Source organism: Mesorhizobium sp. M0062, assembly GCF_040323125.1.
Taxonomy (GTDB): Bacteria; Pseudomonadota; Alphaproteobacteria; order Rhizobiales; family Rhizobiaceae; genus Mesorhizobium.
This window is the reverse complement of record NZ_JAMYUO010000005.1, coordinates 161,414-175,605: the sequence shown is the minus strand read 5'-3', so window position 1 is coordinate 175,605 and position 14,192 is coordinate 161,414. Positions and strand designations below refer to the sequence as shown.

Here is a 14,192-nt window from a genome sequence, read left to right as displayed (position 1 = left end):
AAAAACCTATCCGAAAACCCGCTTGAAGATCGTGTCGACATGCTTGGTGTGATAGCCCAGGTCGAATTTCTCGCGGATCTCGGCTTCGGGCAGCGCTGCGGTGACTTCCTTGTCGGCCAACAGTTCTTCAAGAAAATCAGCGCCTTGTTCCCACACCTTCATGGCGTTGCGCTGCACCAGGCGGTAGGCGTCCTCGCGACTGACGCCGGCTTGGGTCAGCGCCAGCAACACGCGCTGCGAATGCACCAGGCCACGGAACTTGTTCATGTTCTTCAGCATGTTGTCGGGATAGACCAGCAATTTGTCGATGACGCCGGTCAACCGCGACAGCGCGAAATCGAGTGTTATCGTGGCGTCCGGGCCGATCATGCGCTCGACCGAGGAATGCGAAATGTCGCGCTCGTGCCAGAGCGCGACATTCTCCATCGCCGGCAAGGCCATGGAGCGCACCATGCGGGCAAGGCCGGTGAGGTTTTCGGTCAGCACCGGGTTGCGCTTGTGCGGCATTGCCGACGAGCCCTTCTGGCCCGGCGAAAAATACTCTTCCGCTTCCAGCACCTCGGTGCGCTGCAGATGGCGGATCTCGGTCGCCAGCCGCTCGACCGACGAGGCGATGACGCCGAGCGTGGCAAAGAACATGGCATGGCGGTCGCGAGGGATGACCTGCGTCGACACCGGCTCCGGCTTCAGCCCAAGCTTTTTCGCCACATGTTCTTCGACATAGGGATCGATGTTGGCGAAGGTGCCGATCGCGCCCGATATGGCGCAGGTGGCAATATCCTCCCGTGCGTGCACCAGCCGCTCGCGGCAGCGTGAGAACTCGGCAAAGGCCTGCGCCAGCTTGACGCCGAACGTGGTCGGCTCGGCATGAATGCCGTGGCTGCGGCCGATGGTGACGGTGTCCTTGTGCTCGAAGGCCCGGCGCTTCAGCGCGGCGAGCAGGCCGTCGAGGTCGGCCAGCAAAATATCGCTGGCGCGGCCGAGCTGCACCGCAAGGCAGGTGTCGAGAACATCCGATGAGGTCATGCCCTGGTGGATGAAACGCGCATCCGGCCCGACGAATTCGGCGAGATGGGTGAGGAAGGCGATGACGTCGTGCTTGGTGACGGCCTCGATCTCGTCGATCTTGCCGACGTCGAATTGGGCGGCGCCGCCTTTTTCCCAGATGGTCTTGGCGGCTTCTCTGGGGATGACGCCGAGCTCGGCCAGCGCATCGCAGGCATGGGCCTCGATCTCGAACCAGATGCGGAAGCGGGTTTCCGGCGACCAGATGGCGACCATTTCCGGCCGGGAATAGCGAGGGATCATCCGTCAGTCCTGATATGTCGGTGGTTAAGTGCGCCTCCTATCAGAGGCGGACCGAATGCTCAACGCTGCTGGCGTGCAAACCACACGCTGGCGGCGGCAAGCGCGATGAATCCGAGCGGAAAATAGAGCCTGATACCCAGCACCACGAACTGGTAGAGCGCCGTCAGCGAGGTGAAGACCAGTTCGAACGCCCACCGGGCGGTGAAGGCCTCCGCGTGCCATTCGGCATAGTAGGAGCGGTATTGCAGCGCAAACAACCCGCCGGTGAAGGCGAGCGTCGTGGCAAGCAGGCAGACGAAGGCGGCGGCGAACGCCACCTCCCAATGCCGGTCGAGCGAGACCAGCCGCGCCGCGAACAACCCGACGGGAAAGGCCAATGCCGCGCCGGTCGCAAACAGCAGGACGACGAAGCGGATCTTTTCCGGGGTCTCCCAATTGTCGAGCCAAAGACCGGTCAGCGCGCTGGCGCCCATGGCCATCGCCCACAGCAAGGCGCCGACAAGCGCCGCGCCCGTCGATGGTATGGCGCGGCTGACGCGATTTCCGGCGCGCTTGCGCCAACTGGATTGATCGAGCGATGTCACAGGCGTCCGGTCACGGCGATCCAGCGAAAATCCGGCCCTTCGAAGCCGTATTGGCGCACCGCGATCAGCACCGCATAGGCGCTGATGCTGTCCATCGAGAACGTCTGCACCGCGCCGATCCTGTAGCCGTTCGGGCAGCCACGGCTTTTCGGGATCGATTTATCCTCATGCAGCAGATGGGTCCGGCCGCCATCCCTGGCCTCGATCCGCAGCAGGCGAAAACCGTTGACCTCGCCCTGGCTCTGGCAGCTTTCGGTGTCATTCATGCCGATCTCGTCCAGCCGGAATTCCAGCGGCGGGTCGACCGGCGAAAAGATCGGCCGTGGGTTCACCACCATGCGGAACGGGTCGGCCGACAATTCGGTCACCGGGTTGAAGCCGGCGGTGATGCCGCGGTTGGCGGTAAGCTCGGCCTGGGCAATGATTGCTTCGCCTTTTTGCTTGGCTTGCTGACGGGCCGTCTCGAGCGAGGCGGTCTCATCCTCCAGCCGGACCCGGATTGGCGTGCCCTTCAGGAACGTGTCGTCGGCGGTGTTGATGTAGTAGCGATTGGCATAGGGAAAGCCCGAACCGTCTGCCACACCATATTCCTCGAAGGCGAAGACGCTGCCATCCTTGCTGAAGCCGAGGATTTCAAGCTCGGCGACATCGCCCGCTCGGGCGGCCATGGCGGATGCCAGATGGACCAGCAGGCAAACGCCAATCAGGACGAGATTTCGCATCGGGGTTCCGCTCCGCCTGCCCTGGTTCGATCGTTCCCTATCACGAGACAGTCAAAACATCGTGCTATTCAAAAGGCGATGCATCCAATTTCGCCTCTGTTTGTTATCGTCGATCGTTTTCAAAAGGAGAACACCCCATGAATGAGGCCAGCAAGATTCGCGAGCATATGGAAGTGATCGGCGCCGACGGCGTTCACATCGGCACCGTCGACCGGGTCGATGGCGAGCGGATCAAGTTGACCAAGGCCGACAGCGGCGAGGGCGCCCATCAGGGGCATCACCACTACATTCCCTTGAGCCTGCTTGCCGAGGTCGAGGGCCAGAAAGTCTGGCTGTCGGCAAATTCGGATGTCGCGGTCAGCTTCGAGGAAGAAGAGTCCGACCCGACCTGATTGAAAGTCAGCGCGACGACCACACCGCAAACAGATCGCCTTCGGCCGGCGTCGCGGCATGGATGCCGCGGCTGATGGCGCGCGCCATGGTGGCGCCGGCGGCGGCAAAGAAATCGACGGCATCGTCGGCGCTGAGTTCTATGCCGCTCTTGCCCGTCGCCAGCGCGAACACCAGATCGCCGTCAGCCGGCGTGTGCACGGGCCAGATGGCGCGCACGAAGCCGTCATGCGCTGAAATGGCCAGCCGCTTGGCTGCCGCCTTGGTCAGCACGGCGTCGGTGGCGATGACGGCGATGGTGGTGTTGCCTCCGGCCTCGGCTTGTCCACCGACACGCTTGTTGCGGTATTTCAACAGGATCCGCCTGGCGTCGTCCGGCATCGGCGAGGGATAGCCGAGGCCTCCGAATTCATCGCCGATCTCGAATGGCGCCGCCCAGAAATAGCGTGTACGCGCAATCGTCACCGAGCCGGTCGGGTTGGCGGCGGCCAGTGCGCCGATGGTGACGCCGCTGTCGAGCACGGTCGAGGCCGAGCCGAGGCCGCCCTTCAGCCCGGAGCTTAGCGCGCCGGTGCCGGCGCCGATTGTGCCGAGCGGAAAGTCGACTGTTGCCGCCTGGGCGGCTTCGTAGCCAAGGTCACGGTAGGGGGGGTACTGGCCCCAATCCTTGTCGCCGCCATTGCGCAGGTCAAACAGGATCGCTGCCGGCACGATCGGCACGCGAAAGCCGCCGACATCGATCCCTATGCCGTTTTCACGCAACGCCGCCTGCACGCCCGATGCGGCGTCGAGGCCGAAGGCCGAGCCGCCCGAGAGAACCACGGCATGGACCGCCTCGATGGAATTGTGCGGTTCGAGCAGGTCGGTCTCGCGCGTGCCCGGCGCGCCGCCGAGGATCTGCACGCCTCCGACCGCCGGTTCATCGCACAGCACGGTCGTGACGCCCGATTTCAACCTCGCGTCCGACGCGTTGCCGACGCGCAGGCCGGCGACATCGGTGATCAGATTGCGCGGTCCGGTGCGAAACATCAGTTCGTCTCCGCCGGCACGAAACGCGTCCCGTCGAAGCGGAAGGCGCGATAGAGGTTTTGGCTCAGATCGCCTTTGTCGTCGAACCGCAGCGGCCCGATCGCGGTGGTGAAATCATGCCCGGTTAGCGCGTCGGCCAGCCCCTTGCCGGAGCCCTCGGACACCGCCGAGGCCGTCTTGGCGATCTCCACCGCCGCATAGGCAGGCAAGGAATAGCCATCAGGCGCGATGTTTTTGGCCGTAAACGCCGCCAGCACCTTGGGATCGGCGACATCGGCCCATTCCGGCGGCGCGATCATCAGCGTGCCGATGGCGTAAGGCACATCGCCGGGTGGCGTGCGCAAATTCTCGCCGCCGGCAAAGACGATGCCGGCCTCGAGCTGGCCGGCGTCGCGGCCCATAATGGCGATGTCGTCGCCGTCGCCACCGGCAAAGACATGCGTCGCGCCCGCCTTCTTCAGCCGGCCGATCAGCCCGATCTGGTTGTCGAGCTGGGGCCGGAACGTGTCTGTGAAGACCGGCTTCAGCGCCGCCTGTTCGGCCGCGGCGCGCAGCGTCTCGGCGATTTCGCGGCCATAGATGGTGCCGTCGTCGACGATGGCGAACAATTCGCTTTGCCACAGCCGGGTCAGGATGCCGGCCACGGCATTGCGCTCGTCGTCGCCGCGCGGCCCCAGCCGATAGACCGGCCAGCCGGTCTTGGCGCGGCGGTCGGTCAGGCTTTCGGTGCGCACGCCAACGGTGATGACCGGTATGTTGGCATCCTTCAGGATCGGCAGCGCCGCCTGGATCGCCTCGGTGCAGAGGAAGCCGACGACGATATCGACCTTCGCAGCGGCGAATTCCCTGGCGGCGGCAGCCCCGCCATCGGCGGTGCAGGCATCGTCGACCGTCCTGATCTCGGCGCCGTTGGCTTCTGCTGCCAGGGCAGCACCCGCCTCGATCTGCTTGCCCAGGATCGCCGACGGACCGGACAGGGGTGCGGCGACGCCGACAAGCAAAGTCTGCGCGCCGGCGCTTGCAGGCAGCAGCCAGAGCAGTGCCGCTATTACAGCTGTTGGGGGTCGCATTCTGACGACGAATTCCTCCGTGCCGGTCGCATGCTTCCAGCGTCTCTTCCGCCAAGACCTAAAGGCTGCCCGCCCCAGGCGCAACACGGGAATTTGCGGATTGGCGTCAACCACTTCGCTTGTGGCCTATTGTGTGCCGCCATATATAACGCTTGGATTCCCGCTTATGGAAAATCATCGGTGTTGAAGTTGAACGACATAGGGCCTCAGGCCTATCGCGACGCGATGGCGCATTTTGCCGGCCACGTCCATGTGGTGACCACCGACGGGCCCGCCGGCAAACGCGGCACGACGGTGATTGCCGCCTGTTCGGTGTCGGACACGCCGCCGACGGTTCTCGTCTGTCTCAACCGCGAGAATGCCAAGAACGAGCTGTTCGTGCAAAACGGCCGGTTTGCGCTGAACACGCTGGCTTCGCACCAGCAGCCGCTATCGGTGGCGTTTTCAGGCCTGACCGGGCTGTCGGCCGATGAGCGTTTCGCGCTTGGCGAGTGGGATGTCATATCGACGGGCGCGCCTACCCTGAAGGGCGCTCTGGCGGTTTTCGACTGCGAATTGATCGACACCAAGGATCTCGCCACCCATCGTGTGCTTTTTGGCAAGGTGACAGGCCTGCGCATGGGCGATAATTTGCGGCCGCTGATCTACCACGCCCGCGACTACCACGTGCTGCAGAGCGGAGCAGAGGCGGCAACGGAGAAAGAATGACCGAGCTGAAACCGCGCCCCGCGCCGCGGACGATCGACGAAACGCTCGATCTCCTGACCGGCGCGGACTACGTCGCGGACCGCTCGCTGGCAACGGTGCTGTTCCTGTCCCTGCGCATGCAGCGGCCGCTGTTCCTTGAAGGGGAGGCCGGCGTCGGCAAGACCGAGATCGCCAAGGTGCTGGCGCAGGCACTCGGCCGCCGGCTGATCCGCCTGCAATGCTATGAGGGGCTCGACGTCTCGTCCGCTGTCTATGAGTGGAATTACGCCGCGCAGATGATAGAGATCCGCATGGAGGAGGCGGCAGGCTCGGTCGACCGCTCCGACATGGAGCGCAATGTCTTTTCCGAAAAATACCTGATCCGCCGCCCGGTGCTCGATGCGCTGACCGGCAAGGCGGGTGCTGCCCCGGTGTTCCTGATCGACGAACTCGATCGCACCGACGAAGCCTTCGAGGCGTTCCTGCTCGAAATCCTGTCCGACTTCCAGGTGACGGTGCCCGAGCTTGGCACGATCAAGGCGGAGGAGCCGCCGATCGTCATCATCACCACCAACCGCACGCGGGAAATCCACGACGCGCTGAAGCGGCGCTGCCTCTATCACTGGGTCGACTATCCCAATGCCGAGCGCGAGCTGGAGATCGTGCGCCGCAAGGTGCCGCAGGCCAACAGCCGGCTTTCCGCGCAAGTGGTGTCGTTCATCCAGAAGCTGCGCCGGGTCGAGCTGTTCAAGGCGCCGGGCGTCGCCGAAACCATCGACTGGGCCGGCGCGCTGACCGAACTCGACAAGGTGGCGCTCGATCCCGAAACCGTCTCCGACACGATCGGCGTTTTGCTGAAATACCAGGACGACATTGCCCGCATCGGCGCGGGCGAGGGCCGGCGTATCCTCGACGAGGTCAAGGCCGAACTGGCGGCGGCGGAGTAGGGCAAGTGAAGGCGCCCGAACCCAGAGAGGCGACGGAAGACGGGCGCATCGCCGACAACATCGTCTATTTCGCCCGCACCTTGCGCAAATCCGGCATGCGGGTCGGGCCGGCTTCGGTCAAGGATGCGATCGAGGCGGTGCTGGCAGCCGGCATCGGTTCGCGCGACGATTTCTACTGGACGCTGCATGCCGTGCTGGTGTCGCGGCACGAGGATCACCCTGTTTTCGACGAAGCCTTCCGGCTGTTCTGGAAATCGCGCGAGCTGATCGAGAAACTTCTGGCGATGTTCTCGCCTGTGGCGCCCGACACCAAGGAGAAGCAAAAGCCGCGCGCGGCAGAAAACCGCGTCAGCCAGGCCATGTTCGAAGGCCACGAGAAGAATCGGCCGGTCAGGGAAATCCCGGAGATCGAAGTCGACGCCCGGCTAACCTTCTCCGGGAATGAAGTGCTGCGTGGCAAGGACTTTGCCCAGATGAATGCCGACGAGATGGCAGACGCCAAGAAGGCGATTGCCCGGCTGCGGCTGCCGTTCGACATGGTCCGTACCCGACGCTTCAAGGCAGACCTGCATGGCCGCCGTATCGATCCACGCGCCATGATGCGCTCGGCCGCGCGCACCGGCGGCGAACTGATCCTGCCGAAATTCCGCTCAGCCCGCGAAGTGCATCCGCCGCTGGTGGTTCTCGCCGATATCTCCGGTTCGATGAGCCAGTACACGCGCATCTTCCTGCACTTTCTGCATGCGCTGACCGAAAAACGGCGGCGCGTGCACACCTTCGTCTTCGGCACGCGACTGACCAATCTCACGCGGCAGATGCGCCATCGCGACCCCGATGCCGCCCTTGCCGACTGCTCGGCGGCGGTGAAGGACTGGTCGGGCGGCACCCGCATCGGCGATACGCTGGCGGAGTTCAACAAGCACTGGTCACGCCGCGTGCTCGGGCAGGGCGCGGTGGTGCTGCTGATCACCGACGGGCTGGAGCGCGACGATGTTTCCGGCCTGTCGGAGGAGATGGATCGCCTGCACAAATCCTGCCGGCGGCTGATCTGGCTCAACCCGCTTCTGCGCTTTGGCGGCTTCGAGGCGCGGGCCCGCGGCGTCAGAGCGATGCTGCCTCATGTCGACGAGTTCCGCTCGGTACACAATCTCGATGCGCTGGCCGACCTCTGCGCCTCGCTGGACAAGAAATCGGCCGCTTCGGTCGATCCGCGTCGCTGGCTGGACGCTGGTGTCAGGCGCGCCGCATAGCCATATTGGATTCCGAAAAACAGGCTCCCAGAGAAAACAGACTTTGAGGCAAGCGATCATGGACAACAGCATCTATCTCGATGAGGCCCGCGACCCCTTGATCATCGCGGAAGGCTGGATGAAGGACGGCAAGGATGTCGCCATCGCCACTGTGGTCGAGACCTGGGGTTCGGCGCCGAGGCCGGCCGGCAGTCATCTGGTCATTGACGCCGAAGGCAATTTTCACGGCTCGGTCTCGGGCGGCTGCGTTGAGGGTACCGTGGTGAGCGAGGCGATGGACGTCATCGACTCGGGGAAAGCGAAGATGCTGGAGTTCGGCGTTGCCGACGAAACCGCCTGGCAGGTCGGCCTGTCCTGCGGCGGCCGCATCAAGGTCTATGTGGAGCGGCTCGGTTAGGCATGGATCCCTACGCTCTCAAAGCCCTCAATGCCGAACGCCGTGCCCGCCGTGCGGCGATCCTGGTGACCGATCTCGGCGACGGCCGCGACCGTATCGTGCGTGAAGGCGATCCCGTCGCCGGCGATCTTGGAGCAGCGATCGCCAAGGCGTTTCGCACTGGCAATTCGGGTTCGGTCGAGGCGGAAGGGCGAACCTTCTTCCTCAACGCGCATTTGCCGCAACCGCGCCTGGTGGTGATCGGCGCCGTCCATATCAGTCAGGCGCTGGCGCCGATGGCCAGGATCGCCGGCTATCCCCTGGAGATCGTCGATCCGCGCACCGCCTTCGCCACCCCGGACCGTTTTCCCGATGTAGCACTCCATGCCGAATGGCCGGAGGATGTGCTGAAACGCCAGCCGCTCGACAGCTATACGGCGCTCGCCGCCGTAACCCATGATCCGAAGATCGACGATTTCGCACTGAAGGCCGCGCTCGACGCCAACTGTTTCTATGTCGGCGCACTCGGCAGCCGCAAAACACACGCCAGGCGCGTCGAGCGCCTGCTGGCGCTCGGCGCCAGCGCCGACCAGATCGCCCGCATCCACGCACCGATCGGTATCGACATTGGCGCGGCGAGCCCGGCCGAGATCGCCGTCGCCATCCTGGCGCAGACGATCCACGCCTTTCGCTCGCGCGGGCTGGAATCGAAAGGCGCTGCGGCGTGAGATTCGGTCCGGTTCCAATCGACAAGGCGCAAGGCGCGGTGCTGGCGCATGCCACGACGGCGGGCGAGCGGCGTTTCCGCAAGGCGCACAGGCTGAGCACGCAGGACGTGGCGGTGCTGAAGGCGGCCGGCATTACCGAGATCGTCGTGGCGGTGCTTGCCGCCGATGACCTCAGCGAGGATGCGGCGGCCGAAAAGATTGCTGCCAGCATGGCCCACCGCAACATAGAGGCAAAACCGGCCGCGACCGGCCGCGTCAACCTCCATGCCAAGGCCGCCGGTCTCTTCACCGTCGATGCCGCCATGATCGACGCCATTAATGCGGTCGACCCGACCATCACCATCGCCACGCTGGCGCAGCACGCGCCGGTTGAGCAGGGCCAGATGGTGGCGACGGTCAAGATCATCCCGTTCGCCGTTGCCTCGGCCCTTGTCGATGCGGTGACAAAGATCTGCGCCGGCGGCGAGATCTTCGCCGTCAACGCCTACCATCCGGTGCGCATCGGCGTCATCCAGACGGTGCTGCCCGGCATCAAGGCGAGCGTGCTCGACAAGACGCTACGCGTCACCGAAGCGCGGCTGGCACGCTCCGGCGGCCGGCTGACGACGGAGCGCCGCACGCCGCACGAAATTGCGCCCGTCGCCGAGGCCGCCGCCGCGCTGGCGCGCGACAACGACATGGTGGTGATCTTCGGCGCCTCGGCGATGAGCGATTTCAACGATGTCGTTCCGGCGGCGATCGAGGCAGCAGGTGGCACGGTGATCCGCGCGGGCATGCCCGTCGATCCCGGCAATCTGCTGGTGCTGGGCACGCTCGACGGCAAGCGCGTCATCGGCGCGCCCGGTTGCGCCCGCAGCCCCAAGGAGAACGGTTTCGATTGGGTGCTCGACAGGCTGATCGCCGGTCTCGACGTCACCGCCAAGGACATCGCCGGCATGGGCGTTGGCGGCCTCTTGATGGAAATCCCGACCCGGCCGCAGCCGCGCGAGCCGCTGCCGGCGGGAGCCGGGCTGAAGATCGAGATCGTGCTTCTGGCCGCCGGTCGCTCCAGCCGCATGGGCGGGCCGAACAAGCTTCTGGCGCTGTTCGACGGCAAACCGCTGGTGCGCCGGACAGTCGAGCGCGCACTGGCCTCGAAGGCAACCAGCACCGTTGTCGTCACCGGCCACCAGCGTGAGCGGGTGCACCAAGCCTTGACCGGCCTCGACGTGATCTTCGCCGACAATCCGGATTTTGCCGACGGCCTGTCCTCGTCTCTAAAAGCCGGCATTGCCCGCGTTGGAGCCGAGGCGGCCGGCGCCATGATCGTCCTCGGCGACATGCCGGGTATCTCATCGGCCGATCTCGACCGGTTGATCGAGGCCTTCCGTAGGGACGGCGGCCGCTCAGTGGTGCGTGCCGCCCATGACGGCCGCCGCGGCAATCCGGTGCTGCTGCCACGCGCGCTGTTTGGAGGCATCGCTCACCTCGAGGGCGACACCGGCGCCCGCCATCTGGTCGAGGCCGAGGGACTGGATGTCATCGACGTCGAGATCGGCGACGGCGCGTCGATCGATGTCGACACCCGCGAGGCGCTGGAAGACGCCGGCGGCGTGCTGCAGGATTGACAAAGCGAAGCCGAAAAACGCATGCCTTTAGCATGGCTCTCTCTTTACTTGCCTCAGCGCTTCTACCCCCCTCTGGCCTGCCGGCCATCTCCCCCTCAAGGGGGGAGATCAGCAGCCTCGATGGCGGCGTCTATCCTGCAGCTTTGAAGATTGGCGGAAGGCGACGTGATATCCAATCTCCCCCCTTGAGGGGGAGATGGCCGGCAGGCCAGAGGGGGGCGGCCGCGCTCCATAGCCTTCTGATTTCGCTCTTTTTCCTGTTCTCTGCCGCCCACGCCGACGCGCTCGAACTAAAACCCTACAAGGATGACCTCTTCGCCTATCCGGCGACGCTCTCGTCCACGGACAAAGGCGCCTACACCGTCATCGACTATCGCGAGATGCGCGACATCAACGACCGCGACGAAGTGCCGGAAAAGCGCGTGCATGCGCAGTATACCGACACCGGCGTGCGCAAGGTGCAGCAGGATTTGATGCTGAAAACCGATGCCGGCGATGTCAGGCATGTCGCTGTCGGCAAGACCGATGGCGCCGGCATCATCGTGCTTTACCTGCACGGGCAGGGCGGCAGCCGCAAGCAGGGTGTCGACGACTTCACCTTCGGCGGCAATTTCAACCGCATCAAGAACCTGATGGCCGGCAATGGCGGCCTTTATCTCTCACCCGATTTCACCGATTTCGGCGACAAGGGCGCGGCGCAGATCGCAGCCCTGATCGGCCACTATGCCGAGGCCTCGCCGGACGCGAAGATTTTCGTCGCCTGCGGCTCGATGGGTGGTGCGCTGTGCTGGAAACTTGCCGGCCGCGACGATACCGGACGGCGCATCAGCGGGCTGCTGCTGCTCGGCTCGCTATGGGATGACAGCTTCCTTTCGAGCCCGGCTTACAGGCGTCACGTGCCGGTGTTTTTCGGCCAGGGCAGCAAGGACCCGGTCTTTCCCGTGGAGAAACAGGAAGCCTTCTTCCGCTCCATCATTGCGAACTCGAAAGCCTATCCGACCCGGTTCGTCCGTTTTGAAACGGGCACCCACGGCACGCCGATCCGCATGGTGGACTGGCGCCAAACGTTGAACTGGATGCTGTCAAAAGCGCCCTGAGGCATATGGCCCAGAGGTGCCCGTTGGTTTTGGCGATCATGGTTCGGCCGATATCCTTACTGGGGTAGGCTGATATGATCCAACAGATCGGAAGCACAGCGATGGACGCTCACCCCTTCAAGATCCAAATTCCGAACGAACAACTTGAAGATCTCCAGCGCCGGCTTAGCGCAACACGATGGCCAATTCCGCTAAGCGAAGCGGGCTGGAGTGATGGGGCCGACCTGCCGTTCATCAAGCGCCTTGCGGATTACTGGCGAGACCGCTTCGACTGGAGAGTGCAAGAGGCGCGGCTGAACCGGCTGCCGCAATATCTGACGAGGCTGAACAACCTAGATGTCCACTTTGTCCACCAGCCAGGCAACGGACCGGCGCCGCTGCCGCTGATCATAACGCATGGCTGGCCCGGCTCGTTCATCGAAATGGAACACGTCATTCCATTGCTGGCAGACCCAGCTGCCCATGGTGGTGACCCGGCCGACGCTTTCCACGTGGTAGTTCCCTCCTTGCCCGGATACGGCTTTTCCCAGGCGCCGACGGAACCAGGCTTCCATTCCGGCCGCATCGCGGAGTTATGGGTACAGTTGATGCGGGGGCTCGGCTACGACCGCTTCGCTTCCCAAGGAGGCGACATCGGGGCGGGCGTTTCCGCCTGGATGGCACGGCTCCATTCCGAAAGCGTGCTTGGCGTCCACGTCAATTACATTCCCGGGAGCTATCGGCCACCCTTGGGTGCAGGTCTGCCACCCGTCACCGTTGAGGAGCAGGCCTTTCTGGACAACGCCGCGGCCTGGACGGCAACGGAGGGCGCCTATGCCCATCTGCAGGGCACGAAGCCTCAGACGCTTGCTTATGCTCTGACAGACTCGCCGATCGGTCTCGCAGCCTGGATGATCGAGAAGTTCCGTAGCTGGAGCGATTGCGACGGTGACGTGGAGCGCACCTTCGGCATGGACACGCTCCTTACGGATGTTTCGCTCTATTGGTTCAGCAACGCGCTCACCTCGTCCTTGCGGCTCTACAAGGAGAATCGACTGTTCCCTCTTGCGTTCGAGACGCTGGAACGCGTTTCGCCGCCATTTGGGGTAGCGCTTTTCCCTCGCGAGTTGCCGATGCCGCCTCGATCCTGGGTGGCGCGGGTCTTTGACGTTCAGCGATGGACATCGATGCCGCGAGGCGGCCATTTCGCTGCGCTGGAGGAACCGAGTCTTCTGGTCGAAGACATTCGCGCCTTCTTCCGGCCGATGCGTTCCCGGCCTGAAACGAGAAGGCGAATGTGAAGGACTGCTTGAGCGCGGCGGTTCCTGCTAAGACCCCTACGGCGCGGTGTTGTAGTCGACCACCGTCTGCGGGTTCTCCTCGCCATCGTAAGACGCGTCCACATCATATTGGACGAGGGAGAAATCGCCGTTACGGAACAGGTATATCCCCTTGTCCGAGGCGTCGCCGATGCCGCGCCATTTGTTGAACGTGGTCAGCGTCTTGGCTTCTTCGTCATATTCGGAATTGGCCGCCCAGCCGGTTGTGCGGAAGCCGATGATATCCATGCCCAGCAGTTTGCCGTCGCTGTCATTGTTCTCGTAACGGATATCCATTTCGGGCTCGGTGAACTGCAACTGCCGCACGCCCGATACTTCGTCGGTCATGTAGTAGACCGAACTTGCGTTATAGGCTGCCGCTTGGCAGTAGAACTCGAAAAGCCGCGTTTCCTTGTCGGGATCGCTGGCAGCCGCGTCCTTTGCCTTGTATTTGATCGAAAAGATGTTCGGCTCCTCGCCGAGAAATTGCTTGTCACACTGATCGCCAAAATCAGCGGCGAACAGTTTCTTCACGTGCTCGAGTGCGGTGTCCTTCTTCGGCGGCGGCGGCCCGTCACCACAGCTTGGCGGCAGCGCCCCCTCGAAATCGGCCTTGGATGGCTTCAGCGCGCCCTTGTCGATAAAGATCGGTCGGAACGGCGGGGCCTGGAGCGCTGACCTGGCGCAGCGTGTAGCAGCCGGCGAAAACTGCTTCCTTGCCGTCCTTGTCGGTGGCGCGGATGGCGACCGGAACGCTGTAATAGATGCTGCCGGCCGCACCTTCATCGGAAATGGCGCCGGTTTCGACGTCGACCTTGTCGGTGCCGTCATAGCCCTTGACGAAGGTATCAAAATCCTTTGCCGGCTTGGTATCGCCGTAGTAAGCCCAGGCGCGGGCGAATTCGTGCCGGTTGATGGCGCTGTAGAGCGAGCGGATGACGGCCTCGGCGTCTGACCTGTCATCGACGTAAGGGGCCTGGTCATCGGCTGCCGGTTCATCGTCGGCGAACACAGCCTGGCCGGATGCGGCAAGGGAGCAAAAGGCGGCCGCTGCCAGAAAGACGCGTCTCATCGGAGAATCTCCACCACGAAGGAGTCT

General features: G+C 63.9%; 14 protein-coding genes and 1 pseudogene. 9 read left to right on the top strand and 6 right to left on the bottom strand.

Annotated features, from left to right (window positions below; genetic code table 11):
* Positions 1-6: 6 nt before the first annotated feature.
* Genes purB through NKJ64_RS08715 form a run of 3 tightly spaced genes read right to left on the bottom strand, consistent with a single transcriptional unit; the run spans position 7 to position 2,614 of the window.
* Positions 7-1,308 (bottom strand): adenylosuccinate lyase, encoded by a 1,302-nt coding sequence (gene purB, locus NKJ64_RS08725; protein WP_352462372.1) that lies wholly within the window; start codon positions 1,306-1,308, stop codon positions 7-9.
* A 59-nt stretch (positions 1,309-1,367) separates the two neighbouring features.
* A complete protein-coding gene (locus NKJ64_RS08720; RefSeq protein WP_023819439.1) occupies positions 1,368-1,832 on the bottom strand; it encodes a hypothetical protein in 465 nt (154 codons plus the stop codon).
* 56 nt (positions 1,833-1,888) lie between these two features.
* Positions 1,889-2,614 carry a DUF2259 domain-containing protein gene (locus tag NKJ64_RS08715; protein ID WP_023754383.1) on the bottom strand — a complete coding sequence of 242 codons (726 nt, stop codon included), beginning with the start codon at positions 2,612-2,614 and terminating at the stop codon, positions 1,889-1,891.
* Positions 2,615-2,751: 137 nt separating this feature from the next.
* Here NKJ64_RS08715 and NKJ64_RS08710 point away from each other — a divergent pair, with 137 nt between their 5' ends.
* Positions 2,752-3,006, top strand: a complete 255-nt coding sequence (locus NKJ64_RS08710; protein WP_023711484.1) for a DUF2171 domain-containing protein — start codon at positions 2,752-2,754, stop codon at positions 3,004-3,006.
* A 7-nt stretch (positions 3,007-3,013) separates the two neighbouring features.
* Here the strand turns inward: NKJ64_RS08710 and NKJ64_RS08705 are convergent, their stop codons facing one another.
* Positions 3,014-4,033 carry a P1 family peptidase gene (locus NKJ64_RS08705; protein WP_023754384.1) on the bottom strand — a complete coding sequence of 340 codons (1,020 nt, stop codon included), beginning with the start codon at positions 4,031-4,033 and terminating at the stop codon, positions 3,014-3,016.
* Positions 4,033-5,103: a branched-chain amino acid ABC transporter substrate-binding protein gene (locus tag NKJ64_RS08700; RefSeq protein ID WP_023754385.1), complete on the bottom strand. Its 1,071-nt coding sequence runs from the start codon at positions 5,101-5,103 to the stop codon at positions 4,033-4,035. Before NKJ64_RS08700 ends, NKJ64_RS08705 begins: the two co-directional genes overlap by 1 nt.
* Positions 5,104-5,283: 180 nt before the next feature.
* On the opposite strand from NKJ64_RS08700, the gene NKJ64_RS08695 reads away from it, so the two are divergent.
* The 8 genes from NKJ64_RS08695 to NKJ64_RS08660 all read left to right on the top strand — a co-directional run bounded on the left by NKJ64_RS08695 (position 5,284) and on the right by NKJ64_RS08660 (position 13,075).
* Positions 5,284-5,811, top strand: coding sequence for a flavin reductase (locus NKJ64_RS08695; protein WP_023690179.1), 528 nt, complete (start codon positions 5,284-5,286; stop codon positions 5,809-5,811).
* On the top strand, positions 5,808-6,737 hold the full coding sequence (locus tag NKJ64_RS08690) for an AAA family ATPase (protein WP_352462371.1): 930 nt from the start codon (positions 5,808-5,810) through the stop codon (positions 6,735-6,737). Before NKJ64_RS08695 ends, NKJ64_RS08690 begins: the two co-directional genes overlap by 4 nt.
* Before the next feature lie 5 nt (positions 6,738-6,742).
* A complete protein-coding gene (locus tag NKJ64_RS08685) occupies positions 6,743-7,987 on the top strand; it encodes a vWA domain-containing protein (protein ID WP_352462370.1) in 1,245 nt (414 codons plus the stop codon).
* Between the two features lie 58 nt (positions 7,988-8,045).
* Positions 8,046-8,384 (top strand): XdhC family protein, encoded by a 339-nt coding sequence (locus NKJ64_RS08680; protein WP_023669077.1) that lies wholly within the window; start codon positions 8,046-8,048, stop codon positions 8,382-8,384.
* 2 nt (positions 8,385-8,386) lie between these two features.
* Positions 8,387-9,091, top strand: coding sequence for an XdhC family protein (locus tag NKJ64_RS08675; protein ID WP_352462368.1), 705 nt, complete (start codon positions 8,387-8,389; stop codon positions 9,089-9,091).
* Positions 9,088-10,698, top strand: a complete 1,611-nt coding sequence (locus NKJ64_RS08670) for an NTP transferase domain-containing protein (protein ID WP_352462367.1) — start codon at positions 9,088-9,090, stop codon at positions 10,696-10,698. Before NKJ64_RS08675 ends, NKJ64_RS08670 begins: the two co-directional genes overlap by 4 nt.
* A 185-nt stretch (positions 10,699-10,883) precedes the next feature.
* Positions 10,884-11,795: an alpha/beta hydrolase family protein gene (locus tag NKJ64_RS08665; RefSeq protein WP_352462366.1), complete on the top strand. Its 912-nt coding sequence runs from the start codon at positions 10,884-10,886 to the stop codon at positions 11,793-11,795.
* A gap of 74 nt (positions 11,796-11,869) precedes the next feature.
* Complete coding sequence (locus tag NKJ64_RS08660; RefSeq protein WP_352462365.1) at positions 11,870-13,075, top strand: epoxide hydrolase family protein; 1,206 nt, start codon at positions 11,870-11,872, stop codon at positions 13,073-13,075.
* A 36-nt stretch (positions 13,076-13,111) separates the two neighbouring features.
* Here NKJ64_RS08660 and NKJ64_RS08655 read toward each other — a convergent pair.
* Positions 13,112-14,165: pseudogene (locus NKJ64_RS08655) on the bottom strand (DUF1176 domain-containing protein).
* Between the last annotated feature and the right edge of the window lie 27 nt (positions 14,166-14,192).

Coding starts and splice junctions, on each gene's coding strand:
- purB (WP_352462372.1), bottom strand. CDS start 1,308: ATGATCCCTCGCTATTCCCGGCCGGAAATGGTCGCCATCTGGTCGCCG.
- NKJ64_RS08715 (WP_023754383.1), bottom strand. CDS start 2,614: ATGCGAAATCTCGTCCTGATTGGCGTTTGCCTGCTGGTCCATCTGGCA.
- NKJ64_RS08710 (WP_023711484.1), top strand. CDS start 2,752: ATGAATGAGGCCAGCAAGATTCGCGAGCATATGGAAGTGATCGGCGCC.
- NKJ64_RS08705 (WP_023754384.1), bottom strand. CDS start 4,033: ATGTTTCGCACCGGACCGCGCAATCTGATCACCGATGTCGCCGGCCTG.
- NKJ64_RS08700 (WP_023754385.1), bottom strand. CDS start 5,103: ATGCGACCCCCAACAGCTGTAATAGCGGCACTGCTCTGGCTGCTGCCT.
- NKJ64_RS08690 (WP_352462371.1), top strand. CDS start 5,808: ATGACCGAGCTGAAACCGCGCCCCGCGCCGCGGACGATCGACGAAACG.
- NKJ64_RS08680 (WP_023669077.1), top strand. CDS start 8,046: ATGGACAACAGCATCTATCTCGATGAGGCCCGCGACCCCTTGATCATC.
- NKJ64_RS08675 (WP_352462368.1), top strand. CDS start 8,387: ATGGATCCCTACGCTCTCAAAGCCCTCAATGCCGAACGCCGTGCCCGC.
- NKJ64_RS08660 (WP_352462365.1), top strand. CDS start 11,870: ATGATCCAACAGATCGGAAGCACAGCGATGGACGCTCACCCCTTCAAG.